Origin of the sequence: Bdellovibrio bacteriovorus (assembly GCF_002208115.1) — a bacterium.
In the GTDB taxonomy this organism is placed as follows: domain Bacteria; phylum Bdellovibrionota; class Bdellovibrionia; order Bdellovibrionales; family Bdellovibrionaceae; genus Bdellovibrio; species Bdellovibrio bacteriovorus_C.
On sequence record NZ_CP020946.1, the window covers coordinates 3467587 to 3481952 of the forward strand.

Below are 14366 nucleotides of genomic sequence, written 5' to 3' on the forward strand. Positions count from 1 at the left end.
AATAACGAAACAAGGTGGCTATGAGCAGGCCGGAAAATACGATTTTTCTCATAGTGGTGTCCTTTCTTAAAACAAACGAAGCCGTTGTGGCCCCGCTGGTGGGCAAAGGACTGTTAAAGCAACAGTGATGCCAGAAAAAATGCACCACCTGTTTCCAACCGTGATTTACAACTAAATGGCAAACTTCAACTGAGAAGAATCGGATTCCGAGGAAGATTTCTTTTGAGTGCCCAAGCGAACACCCAGACCCACCAGGCGCACCGGCACACCCCGGCGATTCCAGGCCTTTTCCAGCAGGCGTTCAAAATCCTGCAACATGGGAAGCTCGCTGATGACTTCTTCATGCGTGGTTTGTTTGAAATCGAAGAACTTCAGTTTGATCACCAGACCCTTGATGCGATCGTGATACTGACCACGATCCATCCGGCGCACAAAGTCCTCGTAAAGTGACGGCAACGTCTTTAAACAATCCTGCAACGTGGGAAGATCCCTGTTGTAAGTTTCCTCCACCGTCAGCGATTTGCGCTCCCACTCGGTGATCACTTCGCGATGATCTATGCCGCGGGAAAAATCATAAAGCTCCGCCGCGCGCGATCCAAACCAATGCGACAATTCAAGGACGGTGTATTTCTGAATATCACCACACGTGCGAAGCCCCAGATCATGCATCTTCTGGGCGGTGACTTTGCCCACTCCGAAGATCTTTTCAACCGGCAGGTCCTTCACAAAAGTTTCCACATCCTGAGGTCGGACCACGAACTGCCCGTTGGGCTTTTTCCAGTCACTGGCGATCTTGGCCAGAAACTTGTTCGGGGCCACCCCGGCGGACGCCGTCAGGTTCAGTTCGGTGAAGATCAAACGACGGATTTCCTGCGCAATCAAGGTGGCACTGCCACCGAACTGCTCACACTCCGTCACATCCAGATAGGCTTCATCCAGGGACAAAGGCTCAATCTTGTTCGTGAATCTTTCCATGATTTCACGGACTTTGCGGCTTTCAGCTTTATATAAGTCAAAATGTGGAGGAATCAAAACCAACTGCGGGCACAGACGTACCGCTTGCGAAGAAGGCATCGCCGAACGCACGCCGAACTTGCGGGCTTCATAGCTCGCGGTGCACAGCACACTGCGGGTGTTCGGTGGTCCGCCGATTCCCAAGGGCTTCCCCTTAAGCTCAGGACGGTACTTCACCTCCACAGCCGCGTAAAAGCAGTCCATGTCGATGTGAATGATCTTCCTCATTTACACATTATTTACATATCAGAGGGACTAAATCAAGTCGGATCTGCCTGCATCTCGGCTGGAGGCTGGGGTTCGGCAGGAAGACCTTTCACCGGAACGAACTTGGCCGAGATCGCCGCGTGGGCTTTGTCGGCGATCAGACCACGGTCATCTTCCGGGGTCGAGTAAATCGGTTCCAGGAACTCGATCTCACCTTTTACAGACCTCAAAACCGCAGACTTCCACATCGAGGTCGCAAAGGGAATGTCACCATACCAGCAAAGATGATCACGCCATTTCAGGCTGAACTCTTCACCATTCACTTCGCGGAAGTTGATCACCACCGGCTGAATCGGCACACCGGCCTGCGCCGCCGCCATCATCAGGGTTTTCTTAAACGGCAACACACGTTCACCATTGGTGGAGGTCGCTTCCGGATAAAGCACCACACGGAATCCCGCACGCAGGGCATTCACGATGGACTTCATTTCATCCAGGATCTTCGTGCGACTGCGGCGCTCAACGTAAATGCAACCACCCATCTCAGTCAAAAGACCCAGGAACGGGGTTTCGCGCATTTCATTGGAAGTCACAAACAGCATCGGGTTGCAGGACGCCAGCATCAGAATATCAACAAAGCCCATATGATTGGAAACGATCAAACACTTCTGATCATCCGCAGGTTTGTTGATGACAGTCAGATCCAGATTGAAAACCTTCAGAATCAGGCCCGAGAAAAAGCGCGTGTTTTTAGAAAAGCGCTGCAGTCTTTTCTGCGGGTCGCGCACCACCAAATGGCAGACGTACGACCACAACATGAATGTCAGGATAATCAGAACAAAGACAGTAAGTTTTAGGACTCCGCGGAGTCCAGCTTGAATCGCTTCCACAGGGTCCTATTTAAATCTTCCCGATGAAGAATCGTCAAGAAGTCAATGCACTGGAATTCACGATCCCATGCCGGCTCCCCGCCGATATATGCGCCGGCTTTCAAATAGGCGCGGCACAAAGGAGGAAGAAGTTCCTCAGCCTGGGCTCTCTGAATCTCCGTGAGAGGGCTTCGGACTTCTTCTAAAAAGTGATTCAGCATCGGCATCGTGTAGGCCAGCGTCGGTCGGGTGCGAAGCCCCGGCACAATACGCCCTTCCTCTTCAAAGTACCGAGTCAACAGGGCCGCATCGCGGGGATCATCCGTCTTCACCGTCGCGCAACCAAAAAGCATCTTGGAATCTGAGGCCGCCATGTATTCGGCAATTCCGCGCCACAAAAGCGAGATCAAAACCCCGCGGCGGAAATCCTTGTGAATGCAGGCACGGCCCAGCTCCAGCTTCACACCCGGCTGAGCCAGAATCCCGTTCATCATGAACTCTTTGCCGGAATAAAACTCGTCCGTGAACAACGAACAATTCATTCGATAAGTGCCAACGATGCGGTTGCTGCGTTTTTCCTTGATGATCAGATGGTCGCAGTCAAAGTCGAATTCATCAACGTCCACCCCTGTCGGGTTTCTTTTACCCTGCATTTCGCGGTGGAAGACTTCGTATCTCAGGGTCAGTGCCTCTTTCAGCTCTTCCACATCCGTGACGGTCTTGATTTCAAAAGGACCGACGTCAGACTGAATATGTATTTTAGCTTTGAATTTATGAATACGATTCAGACGCAGTTGATAGAAAGACTGCAGATTCGTGGAAACACGCTCAAGACTTGCGTAAGCCAGTGAGTTGATCATCGAAGGCCCCCCTTAAGATCAACCTCAGTGTAGCGGGCTTTAAATGTGAAGATTGTCAGAACTCCGACAGGATATTGTTGGTGTTATCTTGAAACTCCGTGATATGAAGAAGTCATCTATGGAAGCCACCGCGTTTCGCACACCACTTTCCGGAATATCATTAAACAAGGAAGCTGAAAGCTACCTGAAGGAGATCATTCAGAATCTTCCGCAGGACCTTTCTCCAGATCGTCCGGGATACTATTCACATGAAACAAAAGATTTACTGCTGAAAGATGCGTCCGAGCGCCTGGCGCTGTACCTGCGAGGCTGCCCAGAGCCGATAAACTTTGAAGATCTGCGCTCTGGCTGGAACGCTGTGATCGTGGACTATCATCGCCAAAACAACTGGAACTATCCAACGCAGCCTCAGAAGCCGGAAAAGAAAATCACCCAGGATCAGAAGATCTTCAAAGAGCTTTTTTCCTATGTCTGGATGATGATGCGCTCTTTGATCCTGCTGAAGACCGTCGTCTATTATTACGGCATGCACACTGCGACCGACCCCGGAACCTATCACACCGTCATGTTGTATGGGGCTTTACTGCTGCTGCTGGCAAACATGGTTCATTTTATCTGGAAGAAGTCCCGCAACAGTTCAGCTGATAAAAACTAAACAATCAAAGAGGCCGCTTTATTCAAGCGGTCAAACAGAGATTCCCAGCGTTCGCCCGTCTGATGGGGTTCGCGATAGAACAGGATGCAGTCTTTTCCACGCGCTGCCACTTCACGCAAGTGACCATAGAATTCACGGGTTGCCAGCAGAGGGTCTTCAGACAGCTTCAGGATTTCACAGGAATGAATGCCCGCTTTGGGTTTGATGATCTTGATACTTTCAATCTCATCCGGCAGTTCGCCGATCTTTTCATTCACTTCCTTCAGCACGCTTTCCGGGCTGCGGGAAGGCTCCAGACACACCACCATCGGGACAGGCGGCATATAGTGATGTTTCATGTGACCCGGAGATTCACGCTTGTCCACCTGTTCGATGAACTCGTACTTAAGTCCCTTGTCTTCCAGAACACGCGCCAGATCTGACTTCAGAATATGCCCGCGACGAAGAATGGACAGCACCACACCTTCCGGGCGGTGACGGACCAGCAGCACTGTGGATTCGATGCCGATTTCACAATCGCCACCATCAACCACAAAAACATTTTCATTTTTGAATTCCACACGCACGTGCGAAGCCGACGTCGGCGAAGTGCGACCGAACTTGTTCGCACTGGGTGCCGCCAAAGGAACGCCCACCTGCTGCAGCAGTTCCAGCGCCAGCGGATGATTCGGCATACGAATTCCCACAGATTCAAGACCCGAAGTGATCATCGCATTTACAGAAGGATCCCTTGGCAGAACCAGAGTCAACGGACCTGGCCAGAAAGCTTCAGCCAAGGTCTGGGACGCCGGGCCCCAGAAGGCCGTGACCTTCTTGGCTTGTTCAATGGACGCCACATGCACAATCAAAGGATCAAAAAACGGACGCTCTTTGGTGGTAAAGATCTTTTCGATGGCCGAAGGGATGTCAATACGGGCCGCCAGACCGTAAACGGTCTCAGTGGGGAAGCCGATGACTCCCCCTTCTTCCAGAATGATTTTGGCTTTGGCCAAGGCCTCGTTCGGCGTCATCATGGATACTTTTGTACATCATCTCAGACGGGATTAAAAGGACTCCCGTCTATTTTTCTTCGCGCAGGATGCTTAAAGCACTTTCCCGGACGATATCCAGACTGGCCAGCAGTGAAATCACCAGACTTAAAACGGTGATAATCACCACCGACAGCAGCGGCTGTACCAGCGAGAACTTGAAATCACTTTCAAAGATGAACGTATTCAGAGCAAAGCTCACCACCACGCTGAGGGCCGCCCCGAAGAACGATGCGATAAATGCCAGGAAAGCAAATTCCGTCAGAATGAAGCTGGCGACTTCCCCCCAACTGGCACCGAGGATTTTTAACATGTTCAGCTCCCAACGGCGCAGCTTGATCTGACTGCGCACAATCGAGAACAACACGATGTATCCGGTCAAAAGCGCCAGACCCGCCATCAGCTCCAGGGACCAGCTCATTTTTTCGGCGGTCCTTAGGACATCATCCACCGTGCGCACAACATCAATCACAGACACGTTGGAAAATTCTTTGGCAATGGCGTTTTGCAATTCAGATCTTTGCTGATCCGGCAGGAACGGAATCGCCGCAATCCAGCTTTTCGGGGCCTCGTTCAAGACGCCGTTTTGCACCAGAATAAAGAAATTCGGCTGGAAGCTTGTCCACTTCACCTTGCGCAGGTTGATGATTTCGCCTTCCACTTCCACACCCTGCACATCAAAGACCAGCACATCACCAATCTTAAAGCCCATGCGATCTGCAAAGCGGGTTTCCACCGAGAGTTCGGCGCGCTTTTGTTTTTCCGGATCAAAGGGACCCGAGAACGGCCGGCCATCAATCATGATTTCGGAATCAGAAAGCCCTTCACGGAAAGACAGGTTCATCCCCCGGTTGCGGAAACGGGCTTCACGCTCTTCTTCCCGGGTTTTAAACCCTTGGGTTTCGAGCTTTCTTTCATAGTCCTGATCGTTCACCTTCAAGATGCGCGCGCGCACCAGCGGAGATCGGCCCAAAGGTTTCACTTCACGGTCCGCCAGAATCTTTTCCAGACCCGTCCATTGTTCATCCTGAATATCGAACATAAACAGAGACGGGATCTTGCTGTTGGCATCCATTTGGAATTCCGCCTGCAATGAGTTTTTCAACTGCGGCAGGATATTGATCAGCAAAGCCCCCAAGCCCAGCGCCACAAAGATCGCAAGGCTCGCCCCCGCCCGGCGGGACAGACTTAAGAAGCTGAATTTCAGGAACCAGCGGTTCAAGCCCCGTATCCAGCCAGCCATTTTAACTGTCCCATAACCGATCAAAAGCAGCGCCAGCACCACGGCGACCATTGATCCGACAAACAGACTGCCGATTTTCCAGGAATGAGCCTGGTACACTGAAAGGGCATAGAACAAAGCCACACAAGGCAGGAATGTCCAATAGCGACGCTGTCCTTCGCCCACCGCAAACTTTTCTTCACTGAACAGTTTCGCCGCACGCAGATCAAAGATCTTCATCAGGAACGGGATACTGACCACGAAGCTGCCAAACACCGCCATCAAAAGACAAATCAAGAACGCTTCCGGCGTCACCGTGGGACTTAGATCAAACGGCGTGAAGTTCGCCAGCAGTTTACTGAGCAAAGGCAACACCAGCAGACTGAACAGCATCGTCGGAATGGTCGCCAACAGCCCCAGCATGGAGGCCTGCAGAATATAAACACTCACCGCCTCGCCACTTTGCAGACCCAGCGTGCGCAAAATGGCGATTTCTTTCATGCGGGTCGACAGGAACAGACGATAGATGTAGGCCGCTCCCAGCGCCGACATAAACAGCGCTACGATCGCCACCAGGCCCAGATAGTCAGACAAATAACCCAGTTGACGGCCGGAATCTTCACCCGCCGTTTCAGGGGTTTCGACATTAATCTGCGGATCGGTCAAAACATTATAAAGCTGATCTCGCACCAGCTTGTGATCCGTGGTTTCTGGCAGCTTAAACAAGTGCGCCAGCGAGAACGTGCTTCCGTACTGCAAAAGACCTGACTGCGGCAAGAGTTCGCGGTTCACAAAAACTCTTGGCGCCAGACTGGCCATTCGGAAAGTTTGGGTCGCGTCTTTTTTTACAACATCAGAAATATTAAGCTTCAGTTGACCCAGTTGAATCTCATCCCCAACATCCAGTCCCAGTTGGGACTTCAGCTCGGGATAAATCCACGCTTTGGGCGCTGAAAGAATATCTTTGTTGTCACTGCCTGCGGTGATCTGGCGGCCGGATTCAAGATCAAGCTCCCCATAAAACGGATAGGCCTGATCCACGGCTTTGACCAAAACCAGTCTTGAACCCTTGGACGAACTTAACATCGCAAAGAATTCATAGATCTTGCCTTCGGTGGCCCCGGCGGGAACCAGTTCCCGCATTTTCCTGGCTTCGTCCTCGGTCAGCTCGCGGCGTGCCGCCACGGCCAGATCCGCGGAAAGAATGGATTTGGCATTGGCCTGAATTTCAGTTTCCAGCGCCACATTAAAGGCCTGCAGGGACACGAAGCCCGTCAGCCCAAGACTTAGATTGAATATGAAAAAGAGCCCAAAGCGCCAGCTACGCAGAAGCTCCCGGCAAGCAAGTCGGAAAATCATTAGGCTTCCTTCAACTGGCCTTCTTCAAGGCGCAAGGTACGTTCACATTTTTTCGCCAAAGCTTCACTGTGAGTGACAAGCAGCGTGGTGATCTTGTGTTTGCGAACCACATCAAAAAACACATCCATGACTTTATCACCTGTATGGATGTCCAGGTTTCCACTGGGTTCATCAGCCAGAAGAATTTTGGGCTTCACCACCAAGGCCCGCGCAATCGCCACACGCTGACACTCGCCCCCGCTCAACTGACTTGGGAAGTGATTCAGACGATGCCCCAGGCCCAGTTCTTTTAGTGCTTCTTCAGCACGGGCTTTGGGATTTTCCATTTTCAGAATTTCCAGCGCCAGCATCACGTTTTCCACTGCCGTCAAATGGGCAATCAGATGGTACTGTTGAAACACGACGGCGATGTTCTGGGCGCGGAACAAAGTCATTTGCTGTTCGCTCATCGGGGTCAGATTGATATTGTCGACCAGAATCTCGCCGCTGTCAGCGCGCTCCAGCCCCGCAAGAATTGAAAGCAAAGTGGACTTGCCACTGCCAGACTGACCCACGACGGAAACAACCTGTCCCGGCTGGATGGTGACGTTAAGGCCTTTCAGCACCTGAATCTCGGACTCCCCTTGCAGGAAACCTTTTCTAACATCTTTCAGGATCAAACTCACAACGCCCCCTTTAGAACTGAAAACACATTGTCTGCGATTATCTTGTGACCTTCTTCGTTGGGATGAATCCCATCGGCCAGATTGTATTTTGGATTTCCCGCCACCTTGTCCAGAATGAAGGGAATGAAAGTCAGTTTGTATTTCTTGGCCAGTGACTCGTACATTTTTTTGAATTTGTCGGTGTAGTCTTTGCCGTAATTCGGGGGCATGTACAGACCACCCAGGATCACTTTCACCTTTTGTGACTGCGCATATTCGATGGACTGAGCCAGATGCTTTTCGCTGTCTTCGACTTTCAGACCGCGCAAACCATCATTCGCCCCCAAAGCCAGAAGCACCACATCGGGTTTTGACTTGAACACCCACTTCATGCGACTCAACCCCGAGGCGGTGGTGGAACCACTGACCCCGGCATTGATGATGGTCCATTCTTTTTTGCCGGCCTCATGAAGTTTCTTTTCAAGAACCGCCGGGAAGGCCGCGTCTTTGGCAACGCCATATCCTTCGGTGAGCGAATCACCCAGAACGACCAGTTTTTTTTGTGCAAAGGAAAGAGAACTGCAAAGAAGAATGAGGAAAAATAAAAAAGGTCTCATAGGGTTCCTATGAGACCTTAGTTTTTAAGACAATGACAAGTCCAGCTTCGTCAAAGTATGGGCTGCTTAGCGAGGACCACCGCGACCACCGCCGCCGAAGCCACCGCGTCTTTCGCCGCCGCCACCGCCGCGACCACCACCGAAGCCGCCACGACGTGGACCGCCTTCGCGAGGAGCCTGAGGACGAGCCTCAGAGATATTGATCGGACGACCGCCCAATTCAATACCGTTGCCTCTTTCGATAGCTTGATCAGCAGCAGAATCATCGGACATCTCTACAAAGCCGAAGCCTTTAGAGCGACCAGTTTCTCTGTCCATGATCACTTTTGCTGAATCTACCGCACCGAACTGTGCGAAGTGTTGGTGAAGTGCCTCATCATCTACAGAATAAGGCAGGTTGCCTACATAAAGTTTCTTAGCCACAAAGACCTCCTATGGTTGGGCCATATTACCCGAGGAAGCCTTCGAACAAGATGAAATCGAGTACACTCACACGGGGACTTAACTAGCATTAACGCTAGCATAGCCCAAAAAACGTGCAAGCCCAATTTTAAGCGCGCATATTATTAAATTGTAAGGGAAGAGGGAAGTTTCCACCACGCACCAGACTGATGCATTCTTGAAGCTCATCAATACTTTTTGACGTCACTTTCAATTTATCATCTGCAACCTGAGGCTGCACTTTCAGCTTGGAATCCTTAATCAATTTAATGATATCCTTGGCGATCTCGCGGTCAATTCCCTGTACCAAAGTGACCTTCTGGCGAAGCATTCTGCCACCAGCCTCTTCGATCTTTTCGAATTTAATCGCTTTGATATCAATCCCACGACGATGCAATTTGGTTTGCAGAATCCCGGCCATCGCCCCAATTTTGTAATCATCCTCCGCCAGAAGGACCATTTCTTTTTTATCCCATTGAAGCTCAGCCTTGCTGCCTTTGAAATCGTAACGAGCTTCAATCTCTTTACGCGCCTGATTTACGGCGTTGTCCACTTCCTGAACATCAATCTCAGAAACAATATCAAACGAAGGCATCGCAACTATCTCCAAAAAAATAAAAAAGGAAATTTAAAAAAACCAATCAGCCAATTCCAAGAACCACAATGAGGCTGATCAAAAGGGCCCGATCGCAAGGCGGAGGCCCTTTTACGAAACGAAGGCGTACTCAAAGTACGCCGAAGAGAAGGAAAAGGGCCGACAACGCAGTCGAGCGGGCCCTTTTCATCGGCCGACTAGTGGCCACTGTTGCCGTGTAGGCCGTGCGGGTGTCCATGCAGAACTTCTTCCGCCGTCGCCTCACGAATCAAAACCATCTCGATTGCAAACTCAAGATCCTGACCAGCCAATGGGTGATTGCCATCCAGGGTGACTGCTTCGTCAGTGATTTTTGTCACACGAACGATGTGAGCGCCTTGGCCCAGCTCCAAACGCAGGTGAGCACCCACTTCCAATTGTGGAAGGTGTGCAAGCTCAGCTTTAGGAACATCCATGAACATGTTTTCTTTAACTTCGCCGTAAGCGTCTTTCGCCGCCAGCTTCACAGTTTTTTTATCGCCCTCTTGCAGGTCTTTGATTTCTTCTTCCAATTTCGGAATGATTTGGCCAGCACCTTCAAGGAAAGGAAGTGGTTGGTTGCGCTCGGAAGCGTCCAATACAGTGCCGTCAGGTCCTTTAAGAACGTAGTTAAATGCCAAGACTCTTTTCATAAATATGCCTCCTGTAGCGCTTAAAACGTCGGTATCCCATTTTGGCCCTATTCAGGCAACCGAAAAGACCCAGTTCTTTTGAATATTTAACGAGACACTTGAAATTGAGACGCAGAGCTAGATATAATCATATTTAGGATCGCGCCTGAGGGGGGAAAGCATGATGCACATGTCCTCGCTGAGGTCCTTGTTGCTTAACTCCAGCTACGAGCCGATGCAGATCGTAGGTTGGCAAAAGGCCTTGGTATTGTGGTTTCAGGGAAAAGTGGAGATATTGGAATATCACTCTGCGTTTGCCCGGTCGGTACAACGAAGGTTTCAGCTGCCCAGTGTTTTGCGGCTGAAGACTTATGTTCGACCCCGGACTGCCGGAGCCGTCCGATTCTGCCGGGAAAACGTTTATATCCGCGATAATTACACCTGCCAGTACTGCGGCACCAAACTCGCCGCCAAGTTACTCACTCTTGATCACGTTGTCCCCGCCTCACATAACGGTCCGAAAAACTGGACCAACGTTGTCGCCGCCTGCCGGGACTGCAATCAAAGAAAAGCGAATCGAACGCCCCGCACTGCCAATATGCCTTTACTGAGCGAGCCCCGTGCTCCATCATGGTTGCCGACACTGCAACTGGAGATCGGCGAGGATCATGTGCCTCCCGACTGGTCGCCCTATCTAAGGCTAAATACTGGATGACGACAGAGTACGAATTTAAAACCATCTCAACCACCGACACTCTTCCCATCCGTCAAAGAGTTCTTAAGCCTCACCTGCGCGCCGAAGAATGCGTGAATCCGGGAGACGACCTTCCGACCACGTTGCACTTCGGCCTGTTTATTTCCGGAAAACTTGTCTCGGTCGCGACTTTCATCCAGGAATCACACCCTGCATTTGCTGCCGGCCATCCGTATCGCCTGCGTGGCATGGCCACCGATGACAGCTATCGCGGCCAGGGCCTGGGACAAAAGCTTGTGCGTTTTGGTGTTGAAGAACTAAAAAGCCGCCGTTGCGACCTTGTGTGGTTCAATGCGCGCATCAAGGCTTTTTCATTCTATGAAAGACTTGGATTTTCATTCTATGGTCCGCTGTTTGATATCAAGGATATCGGGCCCCATAAAACCATGTACAAGCATCTTATTCCCCGTTAACCTTTTCTCTTAGGAGGAATCGGTGAATAAGGATGTTCACAATCAGCTGACCTCAGCACTGACCACCATCATCAGCGAAACCAACGGGATCTCACTTTCTGACACTGTTGATCTGCTTTTGTCTTCAAAACTTAAAACAGAGAATCTGGATGCCTACGGCCTGGTGGTCGAGTTCCGTGATTTACTGAATCGTTTTCAGATCAATCAAGTGACGATTTCATCGCTGCTAAAGCACCCGGTGTCCGCCGCCTTGTTTGAGTTCTTCAAAAACTTCCCGCTGAAATACAACGAAGAACACATTCACCTGACCGGCGCGATCACCGCAGAATTCATCTATCCCAGACTGAAAAAACTGCTGGAAGGCCCCGACAAAGACATCTATGAACAAAAGATCAAAGAAGTCTATGGCGACAAAGCCCTGCCTATTCGTTCGGTTGAAGATGTCGACCGTCTGATCCGCCTGCAGGAAAATGAAGGCTTTTCGCGCTATCTGAAAATTCTGTATCTTCCAAAATTGATCTTCATCAATCGCGAAGTTCACAAGGAAGCGGCCTATTCCATGGCCGAAGAGCTGTACTATAAATTCAACGTCGGCCGTGTACGTTTGAAATTCTCGCTGTCCCGTTCGACGGCAAGCTCCTCCGAACAGATTCCGGGCATCGACAACGTGACCTCGGAAGACGTGGTGCTGGGCCTTTATGACGGTTTCCGTGCCTTCCAGGAAAAACATCCGAACTTTGATTTCATCCTGTCGCCGTCTTTCAGAAAAGAAGCCAACCACTTTGATTCTGAAAAGTTCAAAAACCGCCAGGAACACTTCATGGAACAGATCAACGAACTGGTCGACATGATCGACAAGTATCCGTTCCTGGAGCGTCATTTGCGAGATGTCGACACCGTGGGTGATGAGCGCGAACTTTACCGTAAAGAGCATTTCAACGAAATGCAGGCCGGCTTCCGCAAACTTCAGTACCGTGGCTTTAAAATCCGTTCGCACCATGGTGAAACCTGGCACACTCTGAAAAAGGGCATCCAGGCCGTCGACAATGCCATGAACATCTGGCACATCGACACCCTGGAACACGGGATCAGTCTGGGTATCAACCCAAACAAATACTTCCACCGGATTTATCAGGACATTCTGGCCAAAAACCAGCAAGGCCTGCCGATTTCTGAAAAAGATCCGTTGTATCGCGAACTGACCGAGCTGGATTGGGGCTTCAACCGTCACGTCCTGGATAAAATCCTGAAAGGGACCAAGATCACGGCGGAAGAGGACATTTTGTTTGTAAAAGCCAAGTTCCACACTGCCCGCGAAGTTGAGCACTATCAGCACGACGTTTTAAATCGCATGATTCAAAAAGGCGTGACCCTGGTGTCCCTGCCGTCCTCAAACAACAAGCTGACCGGCAAGTTTGAAGACTACAAGGACCATCCGTTTTCGTGGTGGGAGAAAAAAGGCGTGCAACTGGGCGTTGGCACCGACAACCACGTGACATTGAACACGAACTTCATTTATGAAATGTTGATTCTTCTTTACACCGATGCGGTGAATTTGAAGATCACAAAACTATTGATGGTAACCACCGGCGAAACCCGCCGTCCTTACATCAGCCATCTTCTGTGGAAGATGCGAAAGCAACTTGGAAAGACCGCGCACCGATGACGACTGCAAAAAAATCTCGCCGCCTTAGCTGGATGGACACTATCAAGTCCCTGGCTCGTCCCAAAGTTTCTATTATGCTGGCCCTGGGCTTTTCCTCAGGCCTGCCGTTTATGCTGGTCGGAAACACGCTGGGGTACTGGCTGCGTGAAAGCGGCATTGCGCTGGCGACCATCGGGTTTCTTTCCTGGGTGGGCCTTGCGTACTCGCTGAAGTTTGTCTGGGCACCCTTGATTGATAAAATGAATGCACCGATTTTCGGGGCTTGGCTGGGACGCCGTCGCGGCTGGATGATCATCTCGCAAATTCTGGTGGGGATCTGTCTGTTTGGCATGGCGTACGTCAAACCCGAAGGGGGCCTGGCCTTGTTCACGCTGTTGGCGGCGATAGCGGCCTTTGCTTCCGCCACCCAGGACATCGTGGTCGATGCGTGGAGGATTGAAGTTTCTGATGCCAGCGAAGACATGGCCTTGCTGTCGTCATCGTATCAACTGGGTTACCGCGCCTCTTTGCTGGTGACAGATGCCTTGATTCTGATTCTGGCCGGTGCGATTGGCTGGTCGGTTTCTTATTCTGCCATGGGCGCTCTGATGGCCGTGGGTGTGATTGCGACATTGTTTGCCGCAGAACCCAAGCACGGACCGGCGAATGTGGCTGGTGCTGTGTCTTTGTGGTCTGCGCGAGGTTTGTTCGATGCCGTTGCTGGTCCGTTTATCTCTTTCTTCAAACAGCACGGTCAGCGCGCTTTATTGATTCTGGCGGCAGTGTGCCTGTATCGCCTGTCTGACTTTGTCATGGGTCCGATGGCAAATCCGTTCTATGCAGATCTGGGACTGAGCAAAGAAACTGTGGGCGCTGTTCGCGGGTCCGTCGGCTTGATCGCCTCGGTAGTGGGCGTGGCTGCGGCCGGCCTGACCGCCGTGCGTTTTGGCTTTATCTCGACGTTGCTTATTGGTGCGGTGATTGGTCCGGCTTCCAACCTTGGCTTCTCGGTTTTGGCGATGATGGGGCCAAGCACTGAAGTGTTTACAGGTGCCATGATCGTGGATAACTTTGCTACGGGCTTTGCAGGAACTGCGCTGGTTGGTTATATGTCCAGCCTGACAACGCTGGGGTACACGGCCACGCAGTATGCCCTGCTCAGCTCCTTCTATGCGTTGTTAGGAAAGGTGCTGAAAGGCTTCTCGGGACTTGCGGTTCAGAAACTTAGCGAAACCCATGCTCTGATGGAATCCTATGCACTCTTCTTCCTGGGAACGGCGCTGATCGGGGTTCCAGCACTGCTGTTATGCATCCTGCTGGTTCGCAGTAACACAAAACTAAAATCCAGTACCAACTAGAAAGAGGCCCCAACGGGCCTCTTTTAGTTTTTGCT

At 51.1% G+C, this 14366-nt stretch carries 15 protein-coding genes; 5 read left to right on the top strand and 10 right to left on the bottom strand.

The genetic code is table 11. From position 1 onward, the window contains the following. Nucleotides 1-171: 171 nt before the first annotated feature. Genes dinB through B9G79_RS16590 form a run of 3 tightly spaced genes read right to left on the bottom strand, consistent with a single transcriptional unit; the run spans nt 172 to nt 2950 of the window. Entirely contained in the window at nt 172-1242 is a 1071-nt protein-coding gene (gene dinB, locus B9G79_RS16580; RefSeq protein ID WP_088566479.1) for a DNA polymerase IV, read from the bottom strand. 32 nt (nt 1243-1274) lie between these two features. Further along, complete coding sequence (locus tag B9G79_RS16585) at nt 1275-2111, bottom strand: lysophospholipid acyltransferase family protein (RefSeq protein ID WP_232468834.1); 837 nt, start codon at nt 2109-2111, stop codon at nt 1275-1277. Continuing rightward, the gene (locus B9G79_RS16590) at nt 2075-2950 is read right to left on the bottom strand and encodes a GNAT family N-acetyltransferase (RefSeq protein WP_088566480.1); all 876 of its coding nucleotides are present in this window, start codon (nt 2948-2950) and stop codon (nt 2075-2077) included. The genes B9G79_RS16585 and B9G79_RS16590 overlap by 37 nt, the downstream gene beginning before the upstream one ends. 103 nt (nt 2951-3053) lie before the next feature. Between B9G79_RS16590 and B9G79_RS16595 the strand changes: the two genes are divergently transcribed. Beyond that, on the top strand, nt 3054-3605 hold the full coding sequence (locus tag B9G79_RS16595) for a hypothetical protein (protein ID WP_198298024.1): 552 nt from the start codon (nt 3054-3056) through the stop codon (nt 3603-3605). On the opposite strand, the gene B9G79_RS16600 is transcribed toward B9G79_RS16595, so the two are convergent. The 7 genes from B9G79_RS16600 to B9G79_RS16630 form a co-directional block, all read right to left on the bottom strand. Continuing rightward, nucleotides 3602-4618 carry an L-threonylcarbamoyladenylate synthase gene (locus tag B9G79_RS16600; RefSeq protein ID WP_088566481.1) on the bottom strand — a complete coding sequence of 339 codons (1017 nt, stop codon included), beginning with the start codon at nt 4616-4618 and terminating at the stop codon, nt 3602-3604. The two genes, B9G79_RS16595 and B9G79_RS16600, sit on opposite strands and share 4 nt — an antisense overlap. 46 nt (nt 4619-4664) lie before the next feature. Then, complete coding sequence (locus B9G79_RS16605) at nt 4665-7214, bottom strand: ABC transporter permease (RefSeq protein WP_088566482.1); 2550 nt, start codon at nt 7212-7214, stop codon at nt 4665-4667. After that, complete coding sequence (locus B9G79_RS16610; RefSeq protein WP_088566483.1) at nt 7214-7879, bottom strand: ABC transporter ATP-binding protein; 666 nt, start codon at nt 7877-7879, stop codon at nt 7214-7216. Before B9G79_RS16610 ends, B9G79_RS16605 begins: the two co-directional genes overlap by 1 nt. Beyond that, on the bottom strand, nt 7876-8475 hold the full coding sequence (locus B9G79_RS16615) for an arylesterase (protein WP_088566484.1): 600 nt from the start codon (nt 8473-8475) through the stop codon (nt 7876-7878). Before B9G79_RS16615 ends, B9G79_RS16610 begins: the two co-directional genes overlap by 4 nt. 66 nt (nt 8476-8541) lie before the next feature. Continuing rightward, complete coding sequence (locus tag B9G79_RS16620) at nt 8542-8898, bottom strand: RNA recognition motif domain-containing protein (protein WP_088566485.1); 357 nt, start codon at nt 8896-8898, stop codon at nt 8542-8544. Nucleotides 8899-9025: 127 nt separating this feature from the next. Continuing rightward, nucleotides 9026-9511, bottom strand: coding sequence for a YajQ family cyclic di-GMP-binding protein (locus B9G79_RS16625; protein WP_011162934.1), 486 nt, complete (start codon nt 9509-9511; stop codon nt 9026-9028). Nucleotides 9512-9708: 197 nt separating this feature from the next. Beyond that, nucleotides 9709-10182, bottom strand: coding sequence for an FKBP-type peptidyl-prolyl cis-trans isomerase (locus tag B9G79_RS16630; RefSeq protein WP_088566486.1), 474 nt, complete (start codon nt 10180-10182; stop codon nt 9709-9711). Between the two features lie 160 nt (nt 10183-10342). Here B9G79_RS16630 and B9G79_RS16635 point away from each other — a divergent pair, with 160 nt between their 5' ends. Genes B9G79_RS16635 through B9G79_RS16650 form a run of 4 tightly spaced genes read left to right on the top strand, consistent with a single transcriptional unit; the run spans nt 10343 to nt 14331 of the window. Next, a complete protein-coding gene (locus tag B9G79_RS16635; protein WP_088566487.1) occupies nt 10343-10876 on the top strand; it encodes an HNH endonuclease in 534 nt (177 codons plus the stop codon). After that, nucleotides 10873-11328, top strand: coding sequence for a GNAT family N-acetyltransferase (locus tag B9G79_RS16640; protein WP_088566488.1), 456 nt, complete (start codon nt 10873-10875; stop codon nt 11326-11328). The genes B9G79_RS16635 and B9G79_RS16640 overlap by 4 nt, the downstream gene beginning before the upstream one ends. A gap of 22 nt (nt 11329-11350) precedes the next feature. Continuing rightward, complete coding sequence (locus B9G79_RS16645) at nt 11351-12994, top strand: hypothetical protein (protein WP_088566489.1); 1644 nt, start codon at nt 11351-11353, stop codon at nt 12992-12994. Next, on the top strand, nt 12991-14331 hold the full coding sequence (locus tag B9G79_RS16650; protein ID WP_088566490.1) for an AmpG family muropeptide MFS transporter: 1341 nt from the start codon (nt 12991-12993) through the stop codon (nt 14329-14331). The genes B9G79_RS16645 and B9G79_RS16650 overlap by 4 nt, the downstream gene beginning before the upstream one ends. Nucleotides 14332-14366: the final 35 nt, after the last annotated feature.